Below are 16,507 nucleotides of genomic sequence, written 5' to 3' on the forward strand. Positions count from 1 at the left end.
GAAAACCGGCTCTCCGGGTGGGCTGCTCCCGGCAAGCCGGCAGCACTTTCTGTTTTGGCAGACGCCCTCAGCACTGTTTTACCTTAGTGAGGAGCCTGATTAATTCCTGGTTTTCAAAAAAACCAGGCTGCGGTGGCTCAGCCTTGCCAGACGCCGAACTTGCCGGCCTGGTAGTCCTGGTATGCCTGCCGGATTTCTGCTTCGGTATTCATCACGAAGGGGCCATACGCCACAATGGGCTCCCCAAACGGCCGGGCGTGGCCCAGCAGCAGCACCGCATCCGACGAGGCTTCCACCTGTAGCTCGTCGCCGTCATAATTGAATTCCACGAGCTGGCGTGCTTCGGTTTCCTGCCCGTTCACGCGCAGCCGGCCCCGGATGGTGTAGAAGAAAATCGTGCGTTCCGCCGGAATACTCAGGCTCAGCCGGCCACCTGCTTGGAAGTTGATGGTAGCCAGCTGCACGTCGGCCAGGGGCTGCACGGCGCCGGCCGTGCCGGCCCACTCGCCCGATACGGCATGCACCAGCACGCGCCCTTCATCCAGCGAAACCGTCGGAATTTCCGGTTCCTGCAGGCCGGTGTAGTGCGGCGCGGTCATTTTGTCTTTGGCCGGCAGGTTCACCCAGAGCTGCAGAATCTCCAGCGGCCCGCCCGTGCGCTTGAACTCATCCGACGATATTTCGGAGTGAATCAGGCCACTGCCGGCCGTCATCCACTGAATGCCGCCCGGCCCGATGACGCTCTGGTGCCCGCCCGAATCCTGGTGCATGATGTCGCCGTTTAGAATAAAAGTCACGGTTTCGAAGCCCCGGTGCGGGTGCGGGCCGAAGGGCAGGCCCCGGTTGGGCGCCGGGTAGGTTTGCGGGCCGTGGTGGTTGAGAAACAGAAACGGGTCGAGGTGCTCGACGGCGCGGGTGGGCAGGGCGCGGTACGTAACCAGGTCGTCGATGGGGGCGCTGATGGCGCGATGCTGCTGCTTGATGGTGCGCATAAAGCCGGGCCGGGAGGGGCCGAAAAAGGATTCGCAGACTACTACCCCAAAGCGCGCCACATGTTTGCCAAAAGCCGGATTTTGTGTTGCCGCTGCAGCAGGCCCGCTGCTCACCCGGCTTTAAACAGCAGGATTAAGGCCTGACGGTTAGAAAGTAGTGTTTCTGGTGTGCTCGTTATTTCATCAGCCATGACGACCAAAAAGCTACTTGTGCTCTTGCTTCTGCTGAGCGCCCTGGCTCCGCAACTCCTGCCGACCGTATGGAAACCGTGACGCTCGACACCCGGCCCGTGAAAATGCGCCTCAACCCGAAGAAGCCGAGAACAAAGCCTCGCCCCGCCTCAAACCGCCGCTCCGGCCGCCGCTCTGGCGCCGGCCCGAAAACCCAGACCCTTAGCCGGGAGTTATTCGCTTCTGTATCGAACAACCACTTTGTTATGTCAAGTCTGTTTTCGCCCCTCACGCTGCGCGGCATCACGCTCCGCAACCGCATTGCTATTTCGCCGATGTGCATGTATACTGCCCAGGATGGCTTCGCCAACGACTGGCACCTCGTGCACCTGGGCAGCCGGGCCGTGGGTGGGGCGGGCCTGATTATTCAGGAAGCCACGGCCGTAGCGCCCGAAGGCCGCATCACCCCCGACGACCTGGGCATCTGGAAAGATGAGCACGTGCCGTTTCTGCGCCGCATCACCGATTTTATCCGGGCGCAGGGCGCGGTGGCCGGCATTCAGCTGGCGCACGCGGGCCGCAAAGCCAGCCACAGCAGCCCCTGGAAAGGCGGCGCCGTAGTGCCCGCCGAGGCCGGCGGCTGGACCACCGTAGCGCCCAGTGCCGAGCCCTTCACCCCCGAAGAACCCACCCCGCACGCCCTGAGCCTGGCCGAAATCCGGCAGGTAGTGGCCGACTTTCAGGCGGCTACGGTGCGGGCGCTGGCGGCTGGCTATGAGGTGATTGAGTTGCACGCGGCCCACGGCTATCTGCTGCACGAGTTCTTTTCGCCCCTGAGCAACCACCGCACCGACGCGTACGGCGGCTCCTTCGACAACCGCATCCGGCTGCTGCTGGAAGTAGTGGAAGCCACCCGCGCCGTGCTGCCCGAACACCTGCCGCTGCTGGTGCGCGTATCGGCCACCGACTGGACCGAAGGCGGCTGGACCAGCGAGGATACGGTGGCGCTGGCCGCCATTCTGCAGCAGAAGGGAGTTGACCTGCTCGACTGCTCTACCGGCGGCAATGTAGCCGTAGCGCCCATTCCCGTGGGCCCGGGCTACCAGGTAGAGTTTGCTGAGCGGGTGCGCCGCGAAACCGGCCTGCCCACGGGCGCAGTCGGCCTGATAACGGAGGCCCGGCAGGCCGAGCAGATTGTGGCATCGGGCCAGGCTGATCTGGTGCTGCTGGCCCGGGAGTCGTTACGCGACCCGTACTTCCCGCTGCACGCCGCCCACGAGCTGGGCGCGGCCATCACCTGGCCCGACCAGTACCTGCGGGCCCGCCCCCGGTAGCAGCCGAAACGGGCGGGCCGCAACCTGTTGCCCTTCGCCTGCGACCTTAGCCCACGTACTCCATCAACCCTCGCTCTGCTTTCCCATGACCAACACCAACTCCTTATTGCCCTGGGGCACCGCGGCCCTGCTGGCACTGGCCGGCTGCGCCTCCACCCAGACCGCGCCCACTGCCACCGCGCCCCCGGCAGCCTCTACCGAAACGGTAGCCTCTATTAAAGGTGTTGGCATCGACCCGAAGGACACTGATCCGTCGGTTTCGCCGTGTGAGGATTTCTTTCAGTTTTCGGGCGGCAACTGGCTGAAAAACAACCCAATTCCGGGCTATGCCTCCAGCTGGGGCCCGCGCAACCTGCTCAACGACCGGACCCAGGCCATGCTCCGCCAGATTCTGGAGGAGGCCGCCGCCAACACGGCCGCGCCCAAGGGCACCAACCTGCAGAAGGTCGGCGACTTCTACGCGTCCGGCATGGATTCGGTGGCGCTGGAAAAGGCGGGCCTGACGTATCTGCAGCCGGAGCTGAAGCGCATTGCGGCCATCAAGGACCTGAAAAGCCTGCACGCCACCCTGGCCCGCCAGCAGATGCTGGGTACCGGCGCCTTCTTCCGGGCCGGCGTCGGGCCCGACCGCAAAAACAGCACCGTGTACGCCGTCAACCTCAACCAGGGCGGCCTGGGCATGCCCGACCGGGACTACTACCTCAAGGACGACGCCCGCTCCACGACCATCCGCACGGCCTACATCACCTACATGACCAACACGTTCCGGTTGATGGGGGATTCGGAGGCGGCGGCCAAGCAGAAGGCCCAGGCGGTGCTGGCGCTGGAAAAGCGCCTGGCCCAGGCCAGCAAAACCCGCGTGGAGCTCCGCGACCCGCAGGCCAACTACAACAAGATGAGCGTGGCCGACTTCCAGCGCCAGTACCCCAACGTGGGCTTGCCGGTGCTGCTGACTGCCAACGGGCTGGGCGCGGCCAAAGAGGTGATTGTGGGCCAGCCGGCTTTCTTTCAGGAGCTGAGCGCGGTGATGAAAGCCACCCCGCTGGCCGATGCCAAAACCTACCTCACCTGGCAGCTCGTCAGCTCGGTGCCTTCGGCGCTGCCCAAGGCCTACAGCGACGAAGCCTTCCGGTTTGCGCAGGTGCAGAGCGGGGCCCGGCAGCAGCCGGTACGCTGGAAACGCATGCTGTCCGCCACCGATGCCACCCTGGGCGAGGCCTTCGGGCAGCTGTACGTGGACAAGGCGTTTTCGCCCGAAGCCAAGCAGAAGGCCCTCGACATGGTGACCAACATTCGCGCGTCGATGGCCGAGCACATCCAGACCAACACCTGGATGAGCGACGCCACCAAGCAGGAGGCCCTGAAAAAGCTGAACGCGCTGCGCGTGAAAATCGGCTACCCCGACGTGTGGAAGGATTATTCGGCCCTGAGCATCTCACGCGAGTCGTACCTGCAGAACGTGCTGGCGGCCCGGCAGTGGAACTACGCCCAGAACGTGAAGAAGTACGGCGGCCCGATTGACCGCAACGAATGGGGCATGACGCCGCCCACCATCAACGCGTACTACAACCCGCCGATGAACGAAATTGTGTTTCCGGCCGGCTACCTGCAACCGCCGTTCTTCGATCCTAACGCCGATGATGCCGTGAACTACGGAGCTATTGGGGGCGTAATCGGCCACGAAATCACGCACGGCTTCGACGACCAGGGCCGCCAGTACGACTCGCAGGGCAACCTGCGCGACTGGTGGACGCCCGCCGACGCGGCCGAATTCACGAAACGCGCCGCCGTGGTGGGCCGTCAGTACGACGCCTTCTCGCCGCTGGACTCGGTGTATGTGAATGGCAAGCTGACCATGGGCGAAAACCTGGCTGACTTTGCCGGCCTTACCGTTGTGTACGGCGCTTTGCAGAAGCAGCTCGACAAGCAGTACGGCGCCGGCAAGCGCCCCGTTATTGATGGTTTCACGCCGGAGCAGCGCTTTTTCCTGAGCTGGGCCCAGCTGCGCCGCCAGAACATCCGGCCGCAGGCCCTGCGCCAGCAGATCCTTACCGACCCCCACTCGCCGGGCCAGTACCGCACCATCGGGCCGCTCATGAACATGCCGCAGTTCTACGAAGCCTTTGGCTGCCAGGAAGGCCAGAAGATGGTCCGCAGCGAAAGTGAGCGGGCCAAGATCTGGTAAGCCCGCCGCAGGGTTTACTCGTCTTGCACCATTATAAAGCAGGGCCGCCTCATGTGGGCGGCCCTGCTTTATAATTGATAAGCACCGCAGCAGGAAACTGAGGCCGCCTCAGCGCCGCTTGCTCCACTACCAATGGGCTGTGTCGCCACCGTCGGGCCAGCCCGGTGGCTTGCCCAAAGAGGATGCAACAAATTGCTGGCTGTTTGCTATTTAACCCATACTTTTAGCCCGATTCACTTACTGGCCATTATTCCTTAGAAGACAGCGGCACAACCCTTCTGGGGGTTACCAGCGCGGTGCAGATCTGGCACGACGCCGCCGCTCGGTGGCTATATGTGCGCTGGCGCGGCCGCTATTCAGAAGAGGCCGCAGCCGGAGGCTGGGAGCTGCTACTAAAGTGCCTGTAGCAGCAGCCCTGCACCAAGCTCCTCAATGATGCCCAGTTCGCGGCTACGAGCTGGGCGGGTCGGGAGCAGTGGGCTGGCGAGGCGCTGTTCCCACAGTTGGCGCAGCAGGGCGTGCGTTACCTCGCCTGCGTCTATCCGCAGGCCCTGGCAGCTCGCTTTTCCCTGGACGCTACCCTGATCAGCACGCCCCAGCCCTTCATGGCCGCTTTCGAGGACTTGGCATCAGCCTGTTCCTGGCTCCAGCAGGATTAAAAAAACCGGCGGCCAAAATATTATAGATACAGCAAGTTGCTGTGAATGAGTTAATACGATTTATTCGTAGAATTACGAAAATTTCGTAGAGAAATATGGAACGATTATCACTCTCGGAGGAGGAAGCTATGCGTGGCTTCTGGAAGTTTGGCGGCGGCTGCATCAAAGAAGTGATGGAGCTGCTGCCGGTGCCCCGGCCTCCTTACACTACGCTGGCTTCTACCGTGCGCAATCTGGAGCGCAAAGGCTACCTGAGCAGCCGCAAACTCGGCAATACCTACCGGTTTGTGCCCAGCATTACGGCCGAGGAATACCGGCGCCAGCACTTAGGAGCACTGGTAACCGACTATTTCCGGGGTTCTTATAAGGAGCTGGTACTGTTTCTGGCGCAGGAGCAGAAAATCAGCCCCGACGAGCTGCAGGACATCATCGACATGACCGATAGCCGCCGGCTGCGGCTGTAGCAGCGGGGCCTGCCCATCGGGGTGCTGAGCGTGGTCTGCAGCGCTGCATTCGAACACAAAGCCGCAAGAAGCCGTAATTCTGCGCATCCGCACCCTGACCTGGCCGGTCGTACTGTCTATGACGCCAACCAATCAGCTTGACTTTCTGAGCCTGAGCCACCGACCCGACCTGGGCATTGTGGCCGCCCGCTGGACCCGCCCCACACAGTCGCATGAGTTGCGGGCCGGCTACCAGGAAATGCTGCGCTACGCCGCTGCCTGTGCCAGCTGTACCCGCTGGCTGGTGGATTCGCGCCGCCGGGTACAGGTAGATGTGCGCGATGTGCACTGGCTCACCAGCGAGTTTTATCCCACCCTCCGCCGCCACCTGAACGCGCACGTCTACCTGGCCTTCCTGATTGCGCCTTACCAGGCCGACCATGTACACGACGATACACTGCCTGCGCTGCCGTACACCCACGGCGACTACTGCTCGCTCAATCAGTTCATAGATGAAGGAGAGGCAGTGCGCTGGCTTATGTCGCGGAATTAATTCCGGCGCTGGCCACCCCGGATATAAGAAATGTTAAAATATAGCCCTTATCCTAAAATGGATAGGACTATAGATATAAAGCAGAAAATTGGCCCGAAAATGGCCAATATTACGTGGAGTAAGCTCGTTTGAGCAGGCAAGCCTGCTTACGACGCCGACTCAACAGTCTCCTTTCCCTCCTTGTATGAATAAAATAATACTATTGCTCATGTGCGTGCTGATAGCACTGCTGGAGCCCGCCGCCGTACAGGCAGCCCCTGAAGCCGAAGCCATTGCCTTAACTGGCACCTCGGAAAGCACCGCCATTCCACGGCCTAATTACAAGCGCTACAAAGGCAACAGCCGCAGCAAGAAGCGCAAGCTGGGCTTCTTCCGTCGCCGGGCCGCCCGCCGCAAGGCCATGCGCAAGCAAAAGCAGAAAGCAGTTGCCCCCAAAGGCGTCATCAAGGTAGATGCCCCAACGGGAACCATGCCCAAGCGCGTCGAGTAAGCTGCCTATTGCTGCTGCTATCCGCCGCACTTTCCTGACTGGGAAGGTGCGGCGGCTTTTTTTAGGCTAGTCAGTAAATAGTGCGGTAGGGGCAACGGTGGGCCGCTGGGTGGCCGAGGCAGGCCGCAACGCCGTATAGGAAGCTGAATCCTATGCTCCTGCCTTATGAAATACCATCTGCTTACCACGACGCTGGTGCTGAGCCTACTAGCTGGCAGCGCCGCTACTGCCCAAAACCGAACTCCTACTGCTCCTACGCAGCGCAAGCTGGGGGCCGTGAAGGTACCGCCGCCCAATACGCCTATGCCGGCGCCATCTACCGCATCTGGCGCTACCAGCACTTCTGCGGGGCAGGGCGGTAAGTACACCGCGCCGGGCCTTACCGGCGAGCCGGCCCGCCAAGCCACCGCCGACCAGGACCGGCTGCTCCGCCAGCCTGTGCCCGCTCCGCCGCTGGCTACACCCGCCCCGGCTCCTGCTGCCGCCCCCGGAAAAAAACAGTAGTGCACGTACGTCTACACAAAAAAGCTCCCGGCCGCAATGCTGGGGGCTTTTTCCGTATAGGGCGCTTCTGTGCAAGGTATTATTGCTGGCACAATGTCCCCAGCATCGGCATGGCTGCTCAGACAAGATACCAGAGTTGGAAGTCGCGCCTACCGGATACTACAGCACCGGAGCCCTGAAGAAACGCTAGCCCTCCAAACAATAGATGTAGGTACCGGTATTACCTTTATAGTTATGGATCGAGCCTTTCGCCTGCGCGTATATTTTGAGAATGCTGCTGGCCGGGTAGAAGAAGACCCGGCTGGTTTTCTGCGCACTACCTGGAACCCGGTGATGCGCCAGCCCGAAGACACCCGGGCCGTATTTGTGCACATGATGCGCGGCCTGAGCCACAACCAGTGGAGCCGCATCCTTATCAACCAGTTGAACATGCCCCCTTTTTCCGCGCAGGAGCAGGAGTGGGTGGCCCAGGAATGGCTGCCCCAGGCAGTAAAAGCCGGCTACCGCTATGGCGCTGTAGTGGTTTCTACCGACGTGATGGTGCGCCTGGCCACCGCGTATATCACAACGCAGGCTCCCGCCTCAGCCCTTACGTATCGCTCTTTCGAAACCGATGCGGAAGCAGTGGCGTGGCTGCTGCAGCAAAAATAGGGCTGCCTGATAGCCTGCTGACACAAAAAGAGGGCTCTGCCCCTTAGCGGCAAGGCCCTCTTTTGCTCTACTGGTGCCGGGATTGGCTAGGCGCCTACCCCGGAGCTTTTGGGCCGCTTCTTCATTTCGGCGGCAGCGGCGGAGCCGCTGCGTTGCTCGGTGCCGCCGCCCCTCTGGCCCGACTGCACCGCCGCGTCGGTGGCCTGCTCGCTGAGGCGTTCCGACATCTGGCCCTGGTTCTGGGCAGTGCTGCTTTGGGCGCCGCGCACTTCTATCTGGTGGCGGCGGGTTTTCTGCTCGTCCTTGGGCACGCTCACGCGCAGTACCCCGTCCTCGAAACTGGCCTCAATCCGGCTGGCATCTACGGTGTCGGGGAGCTGCAGGGAGCGGCTGAACGAGCCGTAGGAGCTTTCCACCAGGTGGTAGCGGCGCTGGTTCTGCTCGTTGCGGAAGCTCCGCTCGCCGGAAATGGTGAGGCGGCCCTGGTGGAAATCCACCTTGATGTCTTCGCGCTTCAGGCCGGGCAGGGCGGCTTCTACTTCATAGCTGCTCTCGGTTTCGTAGGCGTCCAGGTGCGGCGAGAAGCTGCTGACGCGGCCGCGTGAGGCCAGCGAGTCGCTGAAAAACCGGTCGAGCATGGTGCTGAAGCTCGAAGAGGACAGATCGGAAAACGAGTCCTGATACTTTTGAATAGCCATGGCTGTGAAAGGTTGAAGTGAAACAAACGAACACAAGCGCCCCTGATACGCAGACGAAAATACCGTTGTTTCACTCCTGAACCCTGTTTTTGCCGGAAGCCGCAGCCCTATTCGGCCAGGGAAGGCGACCAGCCGTGCATGGCCGAGCTGGGCGTGTAGAACGCGGCCTGCTGCGGGTTGAGCTGCCGCGACCAGGAAGCCCGCTGCTTGGGTAAGGCGCCCGGCCCTTTTGACTTATACTCGGCGAAGAACGACTCCTGCTTGTTGTCTTCCTTGCCCCAATGGTCCCAGCCTTTGGGCGCTACTACCGGGCTCATCTCGCAGTTCAGGAACACGGCTTTGCCGAACGGTTTCCAGGGCCGTGCCAGGAAGTAGGAGCCGTCGGGGGCGTTGCCGGTGATGGTGCAGCGCTGAAACACGAAGCCGAACGTCACGGTGTCGGGGGTGGAGGGGGCCATGATGCAGGTGCCCTTGGGCTTGCAGAACAGCGTGCAGTTCTCGAACCAGGCCGTGCCCGAGCCCAGAATAAAATCGGTGGTGCCTTCGATGTAGCAGTCCTGGTAGTACTGGCGGCTGCCGTAGCCATACACGTAGAGCGTGTCGCGGAAGCCCAGGAACCGGCAGTTACGGAACTGCGCCTTGTCGCCGTAGACCCACATGGCCGGGGCCTGGCCCAGCAGGCCCGCCGAGTTCTGGAACGTCAGGTTTTCGGCCGAGAAGTCGTTGCCGAACACCCGGAACGAGGACGCCTCCGACGTGCCCAGCGGCTTATCGGAGCCTTCCACCACGCGGCCGTTGTAGTCGTCGTAGACCAGCACCGTTTCCTCAACCGACTCGCCCACGAGCCGCACGAAATTCTGCTTTTTGGCCAGGTTGAGCTTCTCCTTGTAAGTGCCTTTCTTGATGAAGATGGTAATCGGCGACTTGTTGCCGACGGGCACCGCATCGAGGGCGGCCTGCACGGTGCGGTGGGTGCCGCTGCCGTCCTGCGCTACGGTGAGCTGCTGCGCCTGCAGATGCCGGACGGTAGCTAGTAGAATGATGACAAAGAATAGAATTTTTTTCATATTGAAAAGAAGGGTGGGTGGAAGGGCGAAGCGGGGTGGAGGACAGCTCCCGCCAGCTGCGCGTGACTTCCGTCATGGGCCAGCAAGAGCCGCGTAATGCCCAAGGGCTTCTGTGCGGGCATAGTTCGCCTTCTTTTCGGGGCAGCAGCCGGGAGCCGACCCGAAAAATACCTAGCTGGATATAGCACCTGAACAGTAGCAGAATGAGCACCGCTAATATATTTTGATTTGTATAATAAACAGGTGGCAGGCATTATGAAAATATTTGATGCTGAGCTGTCCCGGCTACCTGCCCGCGGGGCCAGACCTAATCTTCCCGCAGCCGCCACCGGCCAGCCGGCGGAGCAGCAGTAAGTCGGGCAGGTAGTATAGCGGCAACATGCACACGTTGATGCGCGTTGATGCGCCCCGGAATGGGAGTTTGCCACCACCCAGCAACAAGGCCGGTGCGTCATTACCAGCATTGCGTTCAACTAGCCGCGCCGCACAACGCCACTACGCCCGCACTCCGGCTGGGGCCGAGGATGCGGGCGTAGAGTAGAAGCAGGAAGGAAAGAGGAAGCGCCGCTGGTTGCTTTCCTTCTGGGCGCCGTGTGATGACCAGGAAGAAGGTAGTTGACGCTGCACCCGCGTCAGCGCAGGCGGTAGCCAAGTCGGCGCAACGGCCTGCGCCCCACACTTAGCGAATGGCCTTTTCGAAAAAGGCAATGACGCTGGCATTCATGCTTTGGTGGAAGACTGTTCTATCAAACTGCCCCTGGTCGGTGCAGAGCAGCGGTGGGGCCAGCGGACCACAGGGCGCGAGAAACGAGAAGTGCCCGGCCCCCGGCACCGCATGAAACTCAGCCCCGGCCCCGAGGGCCTCCCGCACCTGTTGGATGTTGGTGGCATAGGAAACCACGGTGTCCTGGTCGCCGCTCCACAGCTGCACCGGCACCCGCACGGCCGCGAGGGCGCCGGGACCCATCGTGAAGCCCAGGCCGGGGGCGGCTACCACGGCGGCCTTGATGCGCGCATCGGGTTGGTAGCGGTTGCCCTTCGCCGCCTCAGCGGGGTTCAGCAAGGGCGAGTTGCCGGCGCGGAGCAGCTTGCAGATAGCCTCCGGCGACGACTCAGTGCACTGTTTGGCAATCAGGCGCAGGTCGGGCTGGGCCCCCACGGCGGTCAGGACGGTCAGGCCGCCGGCGGAGAAGCCGAACGCCCCGATCCGCTCGGGGTTGATCTGCGCGTGCCCCGGCCAGCTCGTGAGCAGGTAGTCGAGGGTGGCGTGCAGCTGCCGGGTGCGCCCGCCCAGCCAGCCCACCGTGCCGGCCGCGCTTTGGTCGGCGTAGTTGTCGCCGCTGTGCATGGGGGCCGCCACGATGTAGCCCGCGTTGGCCAAAGCCAGGGCCAGGTCGGCGTGGCTGCCGGGGCCGCCGGAGTTGCCGTGCGAAATCACCACGAGCGGCAGGCTGCGGCCCGCCACGGGCGCATCGGCGGCTACCTCCATCAGGCCCAGGCCCAGCCACGTCGTCGGCCAGGGGCGGGCCTGGGTGGGGTACCAGATGCCCACGGCCAGGGGTTTGCCGTCGGGGTCAGTGGCCCGCGCCAGCTGGAAGCCTACCGGCCGCTCCGTGCGCAACGCCGTCCAGACCATAACTGCCCCAAACCCAACAACCAGTACCAGCACCACCAGCAGCACCCGACGAATCCATTTCATTATTCTTTCCAGCTATAAGGTGAGTGTATAGTGCTTCAATAGTAAGTAAATATGGTATTCAATGCGGCCCGCTTTCCGAAGAAAACCGCCTGACTATCACAACAACGCCGCCCGGATTTCCCCAGGCGGCGCGGTGTTGGTTTGCCGCGGTGCGGCAGTGGAGGTGCAGCCTCCCCTTCATTTAGGGTGGGCACGGGTTACGGCTTCGACTACACCCGCGCCAGGGAAGCCAGGGAAAAGTAGAACGTCCTGCTGACGTTGATAAATCGTTAACCGGCAACCGCTCCGTAGCCCAGGGTTTAAACCCTGGGCTAGTGAAGTAACGTCAGCACGCGAGATGCTTCGGCAGGCTCAGCATGACGTTCTTCAGCAGGACGCTCTATACCCTAGTAGCTTTCCTTCTGGAAGCCAAAGGCGCGGAGCTGGGCCTCGAAGGTGTCGGGGTAGTTGGCTTTGAGGTGATGGATGAGGGCGCGCAGGGCCTTGCGCACCTTGGCTTCGTGCTGGTCTTTGCTGCTCACCTGCGCGCTGCGCTGCCCGGCCGTGTCGGTGCTGGCCTGCACCAGTTGGGCGTACTCCTGCACCAGCGGCTGCCAGAAGGCGGTGCCGTACTTCTTCTTGTCCAGGTCGTGGGCCGGGAGGGCCTTCAGCAGCTTGTTCAGCGACTTTACCCGCTCGGTGCGGGCTCTGGGCAGGCTGTATACTTTGTTTTCGCGCGTAATTCCGAACTCGGGGTAGTAGCTGCGGCCCTCGTCTTCGTCGTGGGCTTCGGCGAGGTAGCCTTTCACGTACCGGAGGTGTTTGTCGAATAGCTTATCTAGCTGCTTGAGGCGCTGGCTTTGCGGGCTGCGCTGGTCGCCGGCGGCATCGGCGGCGTCGCGGCCCTGGGCGTAGGCGGCGGCCAGCGTTGTGAACTCGGCTTTGGAAAGCCACAGCAGCGGCGGCAGCGCCGAGGTAGTCCAGGCATCGGCCGCTTTGGTCGCCAGCGCCGACAGCGCCACATCGGAGGCCGGCAGCTGGCTGGTGCGCTGGATGGTGGGGGGTTGGGGAGCCGCGTTCGGACCCTCGGTAGTGGGGGTAAGCATAGATAATGGGGTAAAGTGAATACTGGCCATAAGATATTGATTCCGCGCAAGCTGCACTATACCTGCCCGCGCAAAATCAACTGTTTTCAGGCCAGTAGGCCGCCTCACTCCGCAAATCCAATGGTTTCGGAGCCGTGAGGCCGCCTCACTGCCTGAAACCATTCGGTTCGGAGCCCTGAGGCGACCTCACGGCCCAAAACCAATCGGTTGGAAGCCCTGAGGCCGCCTCGCTCACCCAAACCATTCGGTTTCGGGCACTGAGGCGGCCTCAGGGGATAGAAACATTCGTTTCGGCGCTCTGGGGGCTTCTCAGAGCTTCCACTGACGCACGTATAACTACTATTAAAATACGATAGTAGTGTACGCTCAGAAACAAACCAGCCGCGCCCGAGGCGGCAGCGGCTGGCGAAGCTCCAGTTATTTCAAAACACCCATTGCGAGCTTGTTACTTCTGTTTATGTCTGTTCAAAATTAATTAAACCGAAATCATCGTATGTAATAGATTGATTGATATGAGGTCCTCCGTTAGAAGCCTTGCTGCAATTTAGTTGATTCACTAATCCAACCCAATGCCTAGTATTAGAGAATCCGGCTGTTGCAGAAAATAGGACGTTATTGTTTTCAAGTCTAGCTTCTATTGCTTCAACAAGCATATTTAAGTTTTGAATAAGAGAATCAAATTGAATTTCCGTTGTGGCGAACACCTTTTTACCGACCCTTTTAAATGCTGTTAATGCCAACTCGTTGATTCCGATTCTGTAGTTTGACAATAAATTCAAACTTATTCTTTGTGGATTATGCTTGTGATCAATCCCTGATTTTACCATAAACATTTTAATTTCTTCAGCAGAAACAGAATACGTCCAGCTGAGTTGGCCTAGAATTGGGTTTCCCTTATCTATAAATAATTCATCGATGCGTTCATCCAGATGTTGAAAAGTATGTCTTACCAAAAAAATCTCATCAAACAAGTTCTTCATGGCCGGCTCAATCGAAAATATACCTATGGACTCAAGCATACGTTTTAGTCTTGCAGAGCTATCAATAATGTTCCACACACTTGTAAAAAGAGAAGATATTCTAGGCCGTGCATCTTCGGTACTGAATATTGAAAGTTTGTGCTCAAGTAAAACGAGTTCCTCTTCAATTATTTCAAATGAAATCCGAATTCCGTCTATTAGAAATGCTTGGCGTGGGTCTAATTGCGTAGGAATTTTATTGAGAATTGATTCTCTTTTTAAAGCAAATTTTTCCATATCCTTCTTAACTTCATAAAGCAAAAGAGCTACTTAAAAAGTAGCTCTTTTGCTTTTGAGGTGATTAAATATTTTTCTACGACCCGCAGGCCTCGCAGGCGTCCGGGTTATCCAGGGAGCAGGCCATGTCGGAGGCGTTCTGGGCCGATACGTTCAGCGGCTCCAGGGTCTCGGCGGCTTGCTTCTGCACCGTGAACTTGATGGCGTCGGCGGCGGCTTTGGTGCGCAGGTAGTACATGCCGGTTTTCAGGCCCTTCTTCCACGAGTGGAAGTGCATGCTGGTGAGCTTGCCGAAGTTCACGTTCTGCACGTGCAGGTTCAGGCTCTGGCTCTGGCAGATGTAGGCGCCCCGGTCGGCCGACATATCAATAATGCGGCGCTGCGAAATCTCCCACACCGTCTTGTAGAGGTCCTTGATGTTCTGCGGGATGTTGGGAATGTCCTGTACCGAGCCGTTGGCGGCAATGATGGCCGTCTTCATCTGCTCGTTCCACAGGCCCAGCTTCACCAGGTCTTTCAGCAGGTGCTTGTTCACCACCATGAACTCGCCGCTGAGCACGCGGCGCACATAAATGTTGCTCGTGTACGGCTCAAACGACTCGTTATTACCCAGGATCTGGGCCGTGGAGGCCGTTGGCATGGGCGCTACCAGCAGCGAGTTGCGTACGCCGTGCTCCATTACCTCGGCGCGCAGCGCGTCCCAGTTCCAGCGGCCGGAGTCCGGCGTCACGTTCCAGAGGTCGAACTGGAACTTGCCCTTGCTCAGCGGCGAGCCGGGGAAGGTTTCGTAGTGGCCGTCGCGGATGGCCAGGTCCTTGGAGGCCGTCATGGCCGCGAAGTAGATGGTCTCGAAGATGTCCTTGTTCAGGCCGCTGGCTTCGTCGCTCTCGAAGGGCATGCGCAGGGCAATGAACGTATCGGCTAGGCCCTGCACGCCCAGCCCGATGGGGCGGTGGCGGCGGTTGCTACGCTCGGCCTCCACTACGGGGTAATAGTTGATGTCGATGACCTTGTTGAGGTTCATCGTGGCGTGGTAGGTAACGTCGTAGAGCTTCTGGTGGTCGAAGATGAGGTTGCCGGCGTCGTCGGGGCGCACGTAGCGGGGCAGGGCCAGCGAGGCGAGGTTGCACACGGCAATTTCGTTCTCGTCAGTGTACTCCATAATCTCGGTGCAGAGGTTGGAGCTCTTGATGGTACCCAGGTTCTGCTGGTTGCTCTTGCTGTTGGCGGCATCCTTGAACAGCATGTAGGGCGTGCCGGTCTCGGTCTGGCTTTCCAGAATGGCAAACCACAGGTCCTGCGCCTTGATGGTTTTGCGGCCGCGTCCTTCCCGCTCGTACTTCGAGTACAGCTTCTCAAACTCTTCGCCGAAGCACTCATCGAGGCCGGGGCACTCGTTGGGGCACATCAGGGTCCAGTCGCCGTTGGCTTCCACGCGCTTCATGAACAGGTCGGGCGTCCAGAGGGCGAAGAACAGGTCGCGGGCGCGCATTTCCTCCTTGCCGTGGTTTTTCTTCAGGTCCAGGAAGTCGAAGATGTCGGCGTGCCAGGGCTCCAGGTAAATGGCGAAGGCGCCTTTGCGCTTGCCGCCGCCCTGGTCCACGTAGCGGGCCGTATCGTTGAACACCTTCAGCATGGGCACGAGGCCGTTGGAGGTGCCGTTGGTGCCTTTGATGTAGGAGCCGGTGGCGCGCACGTTGTGCACGGCCAAACCAATGCCGCCGGCGCTCTGCGAAATCAACGCACAGTTTTTCAAGGTGTCATAAATGCCCTCGATGGAGTCGTCCTTCATCGTGAGCAGGAAGCACGAGCTGAGCTGGGGCTTGGGCGTGCCGGCGTTGAACAGCGTAGGCGTGGCGTGCGTGAACCACCGCTCCGACATGAGGTTATAGGTCTCGATGGCGGCGGCAATGTCTTCCTTATGAATGCCCACGGCCACGCGCATAATCATGTGCTGGGGCCGCTCTACCACTTTGCCGTCGAGGCGCAGCAGGTAGGAGCGCTCCAGCGTCTTGAAGCCGAAGTAGTCGTAGTTGTAGTCACGGTCGTAGATGATGGCCGAGTCGAGGGTAGCGGCGTTGGCGTGCACGATTTCCCACACGTCCTGCGCAATCAGGGACGCGTTTTCGCCGGTTTTGGGATCCTCGTAGGTGTGCAGCCGCTTCATGGTGCTGCTGAACGACTTGCTGGTGACCTTGTGCAGGTTGCTGACGGCAATGCGGGCAGCCAGAATAGCGTAGTCGGGGTGCTTGGTGGTGAGCGAGGCGGCGGTTTCGGCGGCCAGGTTGTCCAGCTCCACGGTCGTCACGCCGTCGTAAATCCCGTCGATAACCTTCTTGGCTACCTCAATTGGGGAAATGAAATTCTGGTTGAGGCCGTAGCAGAGCTTTTCGATGCGGGCCGTGACTTTGTCGAATTTCACGGATTCGCGGCGGCCGTCGCGTTTGAGTACCAGCATAGACGTGTGATGTGGAGTGTTGGAGTATGTTGCTACCGGCTCAGCCAAGAGCCCGGCAATAGTTCAGAAGAGGCGCCAAAAGTGCCCGTTCAGCGGCGGGCAGCATGCATTGATAGCGGAAGATATTTCTATCTGGGTTGTAGGACAAACCTTCTTTTCAGAAGTTTTCCACATAAGCGTAAAACAGTGCAGTTCAGCCGCTTTTTCGTGATTCAGGGGCAGCTATATAGCCGGGCTTGCGCCAGGAATTTCAGGTTGGCAA

15 protein-coding genes are annotated in these 16,507 nt (G+C 60.2%); 8 read left to right on the top strand and 7 right to left on the bottom strand.

The window, feature by feature from the left end; translation table 11 throughout:
- Positions 1–137 precede the first annotated feature (137 nt).
- The gene (locus BUE15_RS15565; RefSeq protein WP_073287112.1) at positions 138–992 is read right to left on the bottom strand and encodes a pirin family protein; all 855 of its coding nucleotides are present in this window, start codon (positions 990–992) and stop codon (positions 138–140) included.
- Positions 993–1,429: 437 nt separating this feature from the next.
- Between BUE15_RS15565 and BUE15_RS15570 the strand changes: the two genes are divergently transcribed.
- From BUE15_RS15570 to BUE15_RS15600, 8 genes are all read left to right on the top strand, one after another.
- The gene (locus tag BUE15_RS15570) at positions 1,430–2,497 is read left to right on the top strand and encodes an NADH:flavin oxidoreductase/NADH oxidase (protein ID WP_073287240.1); all 1,068 of its coding nucleotides are present in this window, start codon (positions 1,430–1,432) and stop codon (positions 2,495–2,497) included.
- An 85-nt stretch (positions 2,498–2,582) separates the two neighbouring features.
- The gene (locus BUE15_RS15575) at positions 2,583–4,682 is read left to right on the top strand and encodes a M13 family metallopeptidase (RefSeq protein ID WP_073287115.1); all 2,100 of its coding nucleotides are present in this window, start codon (positions 2,583–2,585) and stop codon (positions 4,680–4,682) included.
- A gap of 518 nt (positions 4,683–5,200) precedes the next feature.
- Positions 5,201–5,341 (top strand): hypothetical protein, encoded by a 141-nt coding sequence (locus BUE15_RS22025; protein ID WP_170865284.1) that lies wholly within the window; start codon positions 5,201–5,203, stop codon positions 5,339–5,341.
- A 95-nt stretch (positions 5,342–5,436) separates the two neighbouring features.
- Complete coding sequence (locus tag BUE15_RS15580; protein ID WP_073287118.1) at positions 5,437–5,805, top strand: BlaI/MecI/CopY family transcriptional regulator; 369 nt, start codon at positions 5,437–5,439, stop codon at positions 5,803–5,805.
- A gap of 118 nt (positions 5,806–5,923) precedes the next feature.
- Positions 5,924–6,337 carry a hypothetical protein gene (locus BUE15_RS15585; RefSeq protein WP_073287121.1) on the top strand — a complete coding sequence of 138 codons (414 nt, stop codon included), beginning with the start codon at positions 5,924–5,926 and terminating at the stop codon, positions 6,335–6,337.
- Positions 6,338–6,521: 184 nt separating this feature from the next.
- On the top strand, positions 6,522–6,827 hold the full coding sequence (locus tag BUE15_RS15590; protein WP_139252335.1) for a hypothetical protein: 306 nt from the start codon (positions 6,522–6,524) through the stop codon (positions 6,825–6,827).
- A 165-nt stretch (positions 6,828–6,992) separates the two neighbouring features.
- A complete protein-coding gene (locus BUE15_RS15595) occupies positions 6,993–7,331 on the top strand; it encodes a hypothetical protein (protein WP_073287127.1) in 339 nt (112 codons plus the stop codon).
- 234 nt (positions 7,332–7,565) lie between these two features.
- A complete protein-coding gene (locus tag BUE15_RS15600) occupies positions 7,566–7,982 on the top strand; it encodes a hypothetical protein (RefSeq protein ID WP_073287130.1) in 417 nt (138 codons plus the stop codon).
- Positions 7,983–8,068: 86 nt separating this feature from the next.
- On the opposite strand, the gene BUE15_RS15605 is transcribed toward BUE15_RS15600, so the two are convergent.
- From BUE15_RS15605 to BUE15_RS15625, 6 genes are all read right to left on the bottom strand, one after another.
- The gene (locus BUE15_RS15605; RefSeq protein ID WP_073287133.1) at positions 8,069–8,680 is read right to left on the bottom strand and encodes an Hsp20/alpha crystallin family protein; all 612 of its coding nucleotides are present in this window, start codon (positions 8,678–8,680) and stop codon (positions 8,069–8,071) included.
- A 107-nt stretch (positions 8,681–8,787) separates the two neighbouring features.
- Complete coding sequence (locus BUE15_RS15610) at positions 8,788–9,747, bottom strand: pectinesterase family protein (RefSeq protein ID WP_073287136.1); 960 nt, start codon at positions 9,745–9,747, stop codon at positions 8,788–8,790.
- 679 nt (positions 9,748–10,426) lie between these two features.
- On the bottom strand, positions 10,427–11,446 hold the full coding sequence (locus BUE15_RS15615; protein ID WP_073287139.1) for an alpha/beta hydrolase family protein: 1,020 nt from the start codon (positions 11,444–11,446) through the stop codon (positions 10,427–10,429).
- A gap of 386 nt (positions 11,447–11,832) precedes the next feature.
- A complete protein-coding gene (locus BUE15_RS15620) occupies positions 11,833–12,531 on the bottom strand; it encodes a hypothetical protein (protein ID WP_073287142.1) in 699 nt (232 codons plus the stop codon).
- 455 nt (positions 12,532–12,986) lie between these two features.
- Positions 12,987–13,787 carry a hypothetical protein gene (locus BUE15_RS21665; protein WP_139252336.1) on the bottom strand — a complete coding sequence of 267 codons (801 nt, stop codon included), beginning with the start codon at positions 13,785–13,787 and terminating at the stop codon, positions 12,987–12,989.
- A 76-nt stretch (positions 13,788–13,863) separates the two neighbouring features.
- Positions 13,864–16,245: a ribonucleoside-diphosphate reductase subunit alpha gene (locus BUE15_RS15625; RefSeq protein ID WP_073287145.1), complete on the bottom strand. Its 2,382-nt coding sequence runs from the start codon at positions 16,243–16,245 to the stop codon at positions 13,864–13,866.
- Positions 16,246–16,507 lie beyond the last annotated feature (262 nt).

Origin of the sequence: Hymenobacter psychrotolerans DSM 18569 (genome assembly GCF_900142395.1) — a bacterium.
Lineage (GTDB): Bacteria > Bacteroidota > Bacteroidia > Cytophagales > Hymenobacteraceae > Hymenobacter > Hymenobacter psychrotolerans.

What these genes read in the sequence shown, in the direction of transcription:
- BUE15_RS21665 (WP_139252336.1), bottom strand. Translation starts at nt 13,787, where the DNA reads ATGGAAAAATTTGCTTTAAAAAGAGAATCAATTCTCAATAAAATTCCT.
- BUE15_RS15595 (WP_073287127.1), top strand. Translation starts at nt 6,993, where the DNA reads ATGAAATACCATCTGCTTACCACGACGCTGGTGCTGAGCCTACTAGCT.
- BUE15_RS15565 (WP_073287112.1), bottom strand. Translation starts at nt 992, where the DNA reads ATGCGCACCATCAAGCAGCAGCATCGCGCCATCAGCGCCCCCATCGAC.
- BUE15_RS15610 (WP_073287136.1), bottom strand. Translation starts at nt 9,747, where the DNA reads ATGAAAAAAATTCTATTCTTTGTCATCATTCTACTAGCTACCGTCCGG.
- BUE15_RS15580 (WP_073287118.1), top strand. Translation starts at nt 5,437, where the DNA reads ATGGAACGATTATCACTCTCGGAGGAGGAAGCTATGCGTGGCTTCTGG.
- BUE15_RS15620 (WP_073287142.1), bottom strand. Translation starts at nt 12,531, where the DNA reads ATGCTTACCCCCACTACCGAGGGTCCGAACGCGGCTCCCCAACCCCCC.
- BUE15_RS15600 (WP_073287130.1), top strand. Translation starts at nt 7,566, where the DNA reads ATGGATCGAGCCTTTCGCCTGCGCGTATATTTTGAGAATGCTGCTGGC.
- BUE15_RS15585 (WP_073287121.1), top strand. Translation starts at nt 5,924, where the DNA reads ATGACGCCAACCAATCAGCTTGACTTTCTGAGCCTGAGCCACCGACCC.
- BUE15_RS15625 (WP_073287145.1), bottom strand. Translation starts at nt 16,245, where the DNA reads ATGCTGGTACTCAAACGCGACGGCCGCCGCGAATCCGTGAAATTCGAC.
- BUE15_RS15615 (WP_073287139.1), bottom strand. Translation starts at nt 11,446, where the DNA reads ATGAAATGGATTCGTCGGGTGCTGCTGGTGGTGCTGGTACTGGTTGTT.
- BUE15_RS15575 (WP_073287115.1), top strand. Translation starts at nt 2,583, where the DNA reads ATGACCAACACCAACTCCTTATTGCCCTGGGGCACCGCGGCCCTGCTG.
- BUE15_RS15605 (WP_073287133.1), bottom strand. Translation starts at nt 8,680, where the DNA reads ATGGCTATTCAAAAGTATCAGGACTCGTTTTCCGATCTGTCCTCTTCG.
- BUE15_RS15590 (WP_139252335.1), top strand. Translation starts at nt 6,522, where the DNA reads ATGAATAAAATAATACTATTGCTCATGTGCGTGCTGATAGCACTGCTG.
- BUE15_RS15570 (WP_073287240.1), top strand. Translation starts at nt 1,430, where the DNA reads ATGTCAAGTCTGTTTTCGCCCCTCACGCTGCGCGGCATCACGCTCCGC.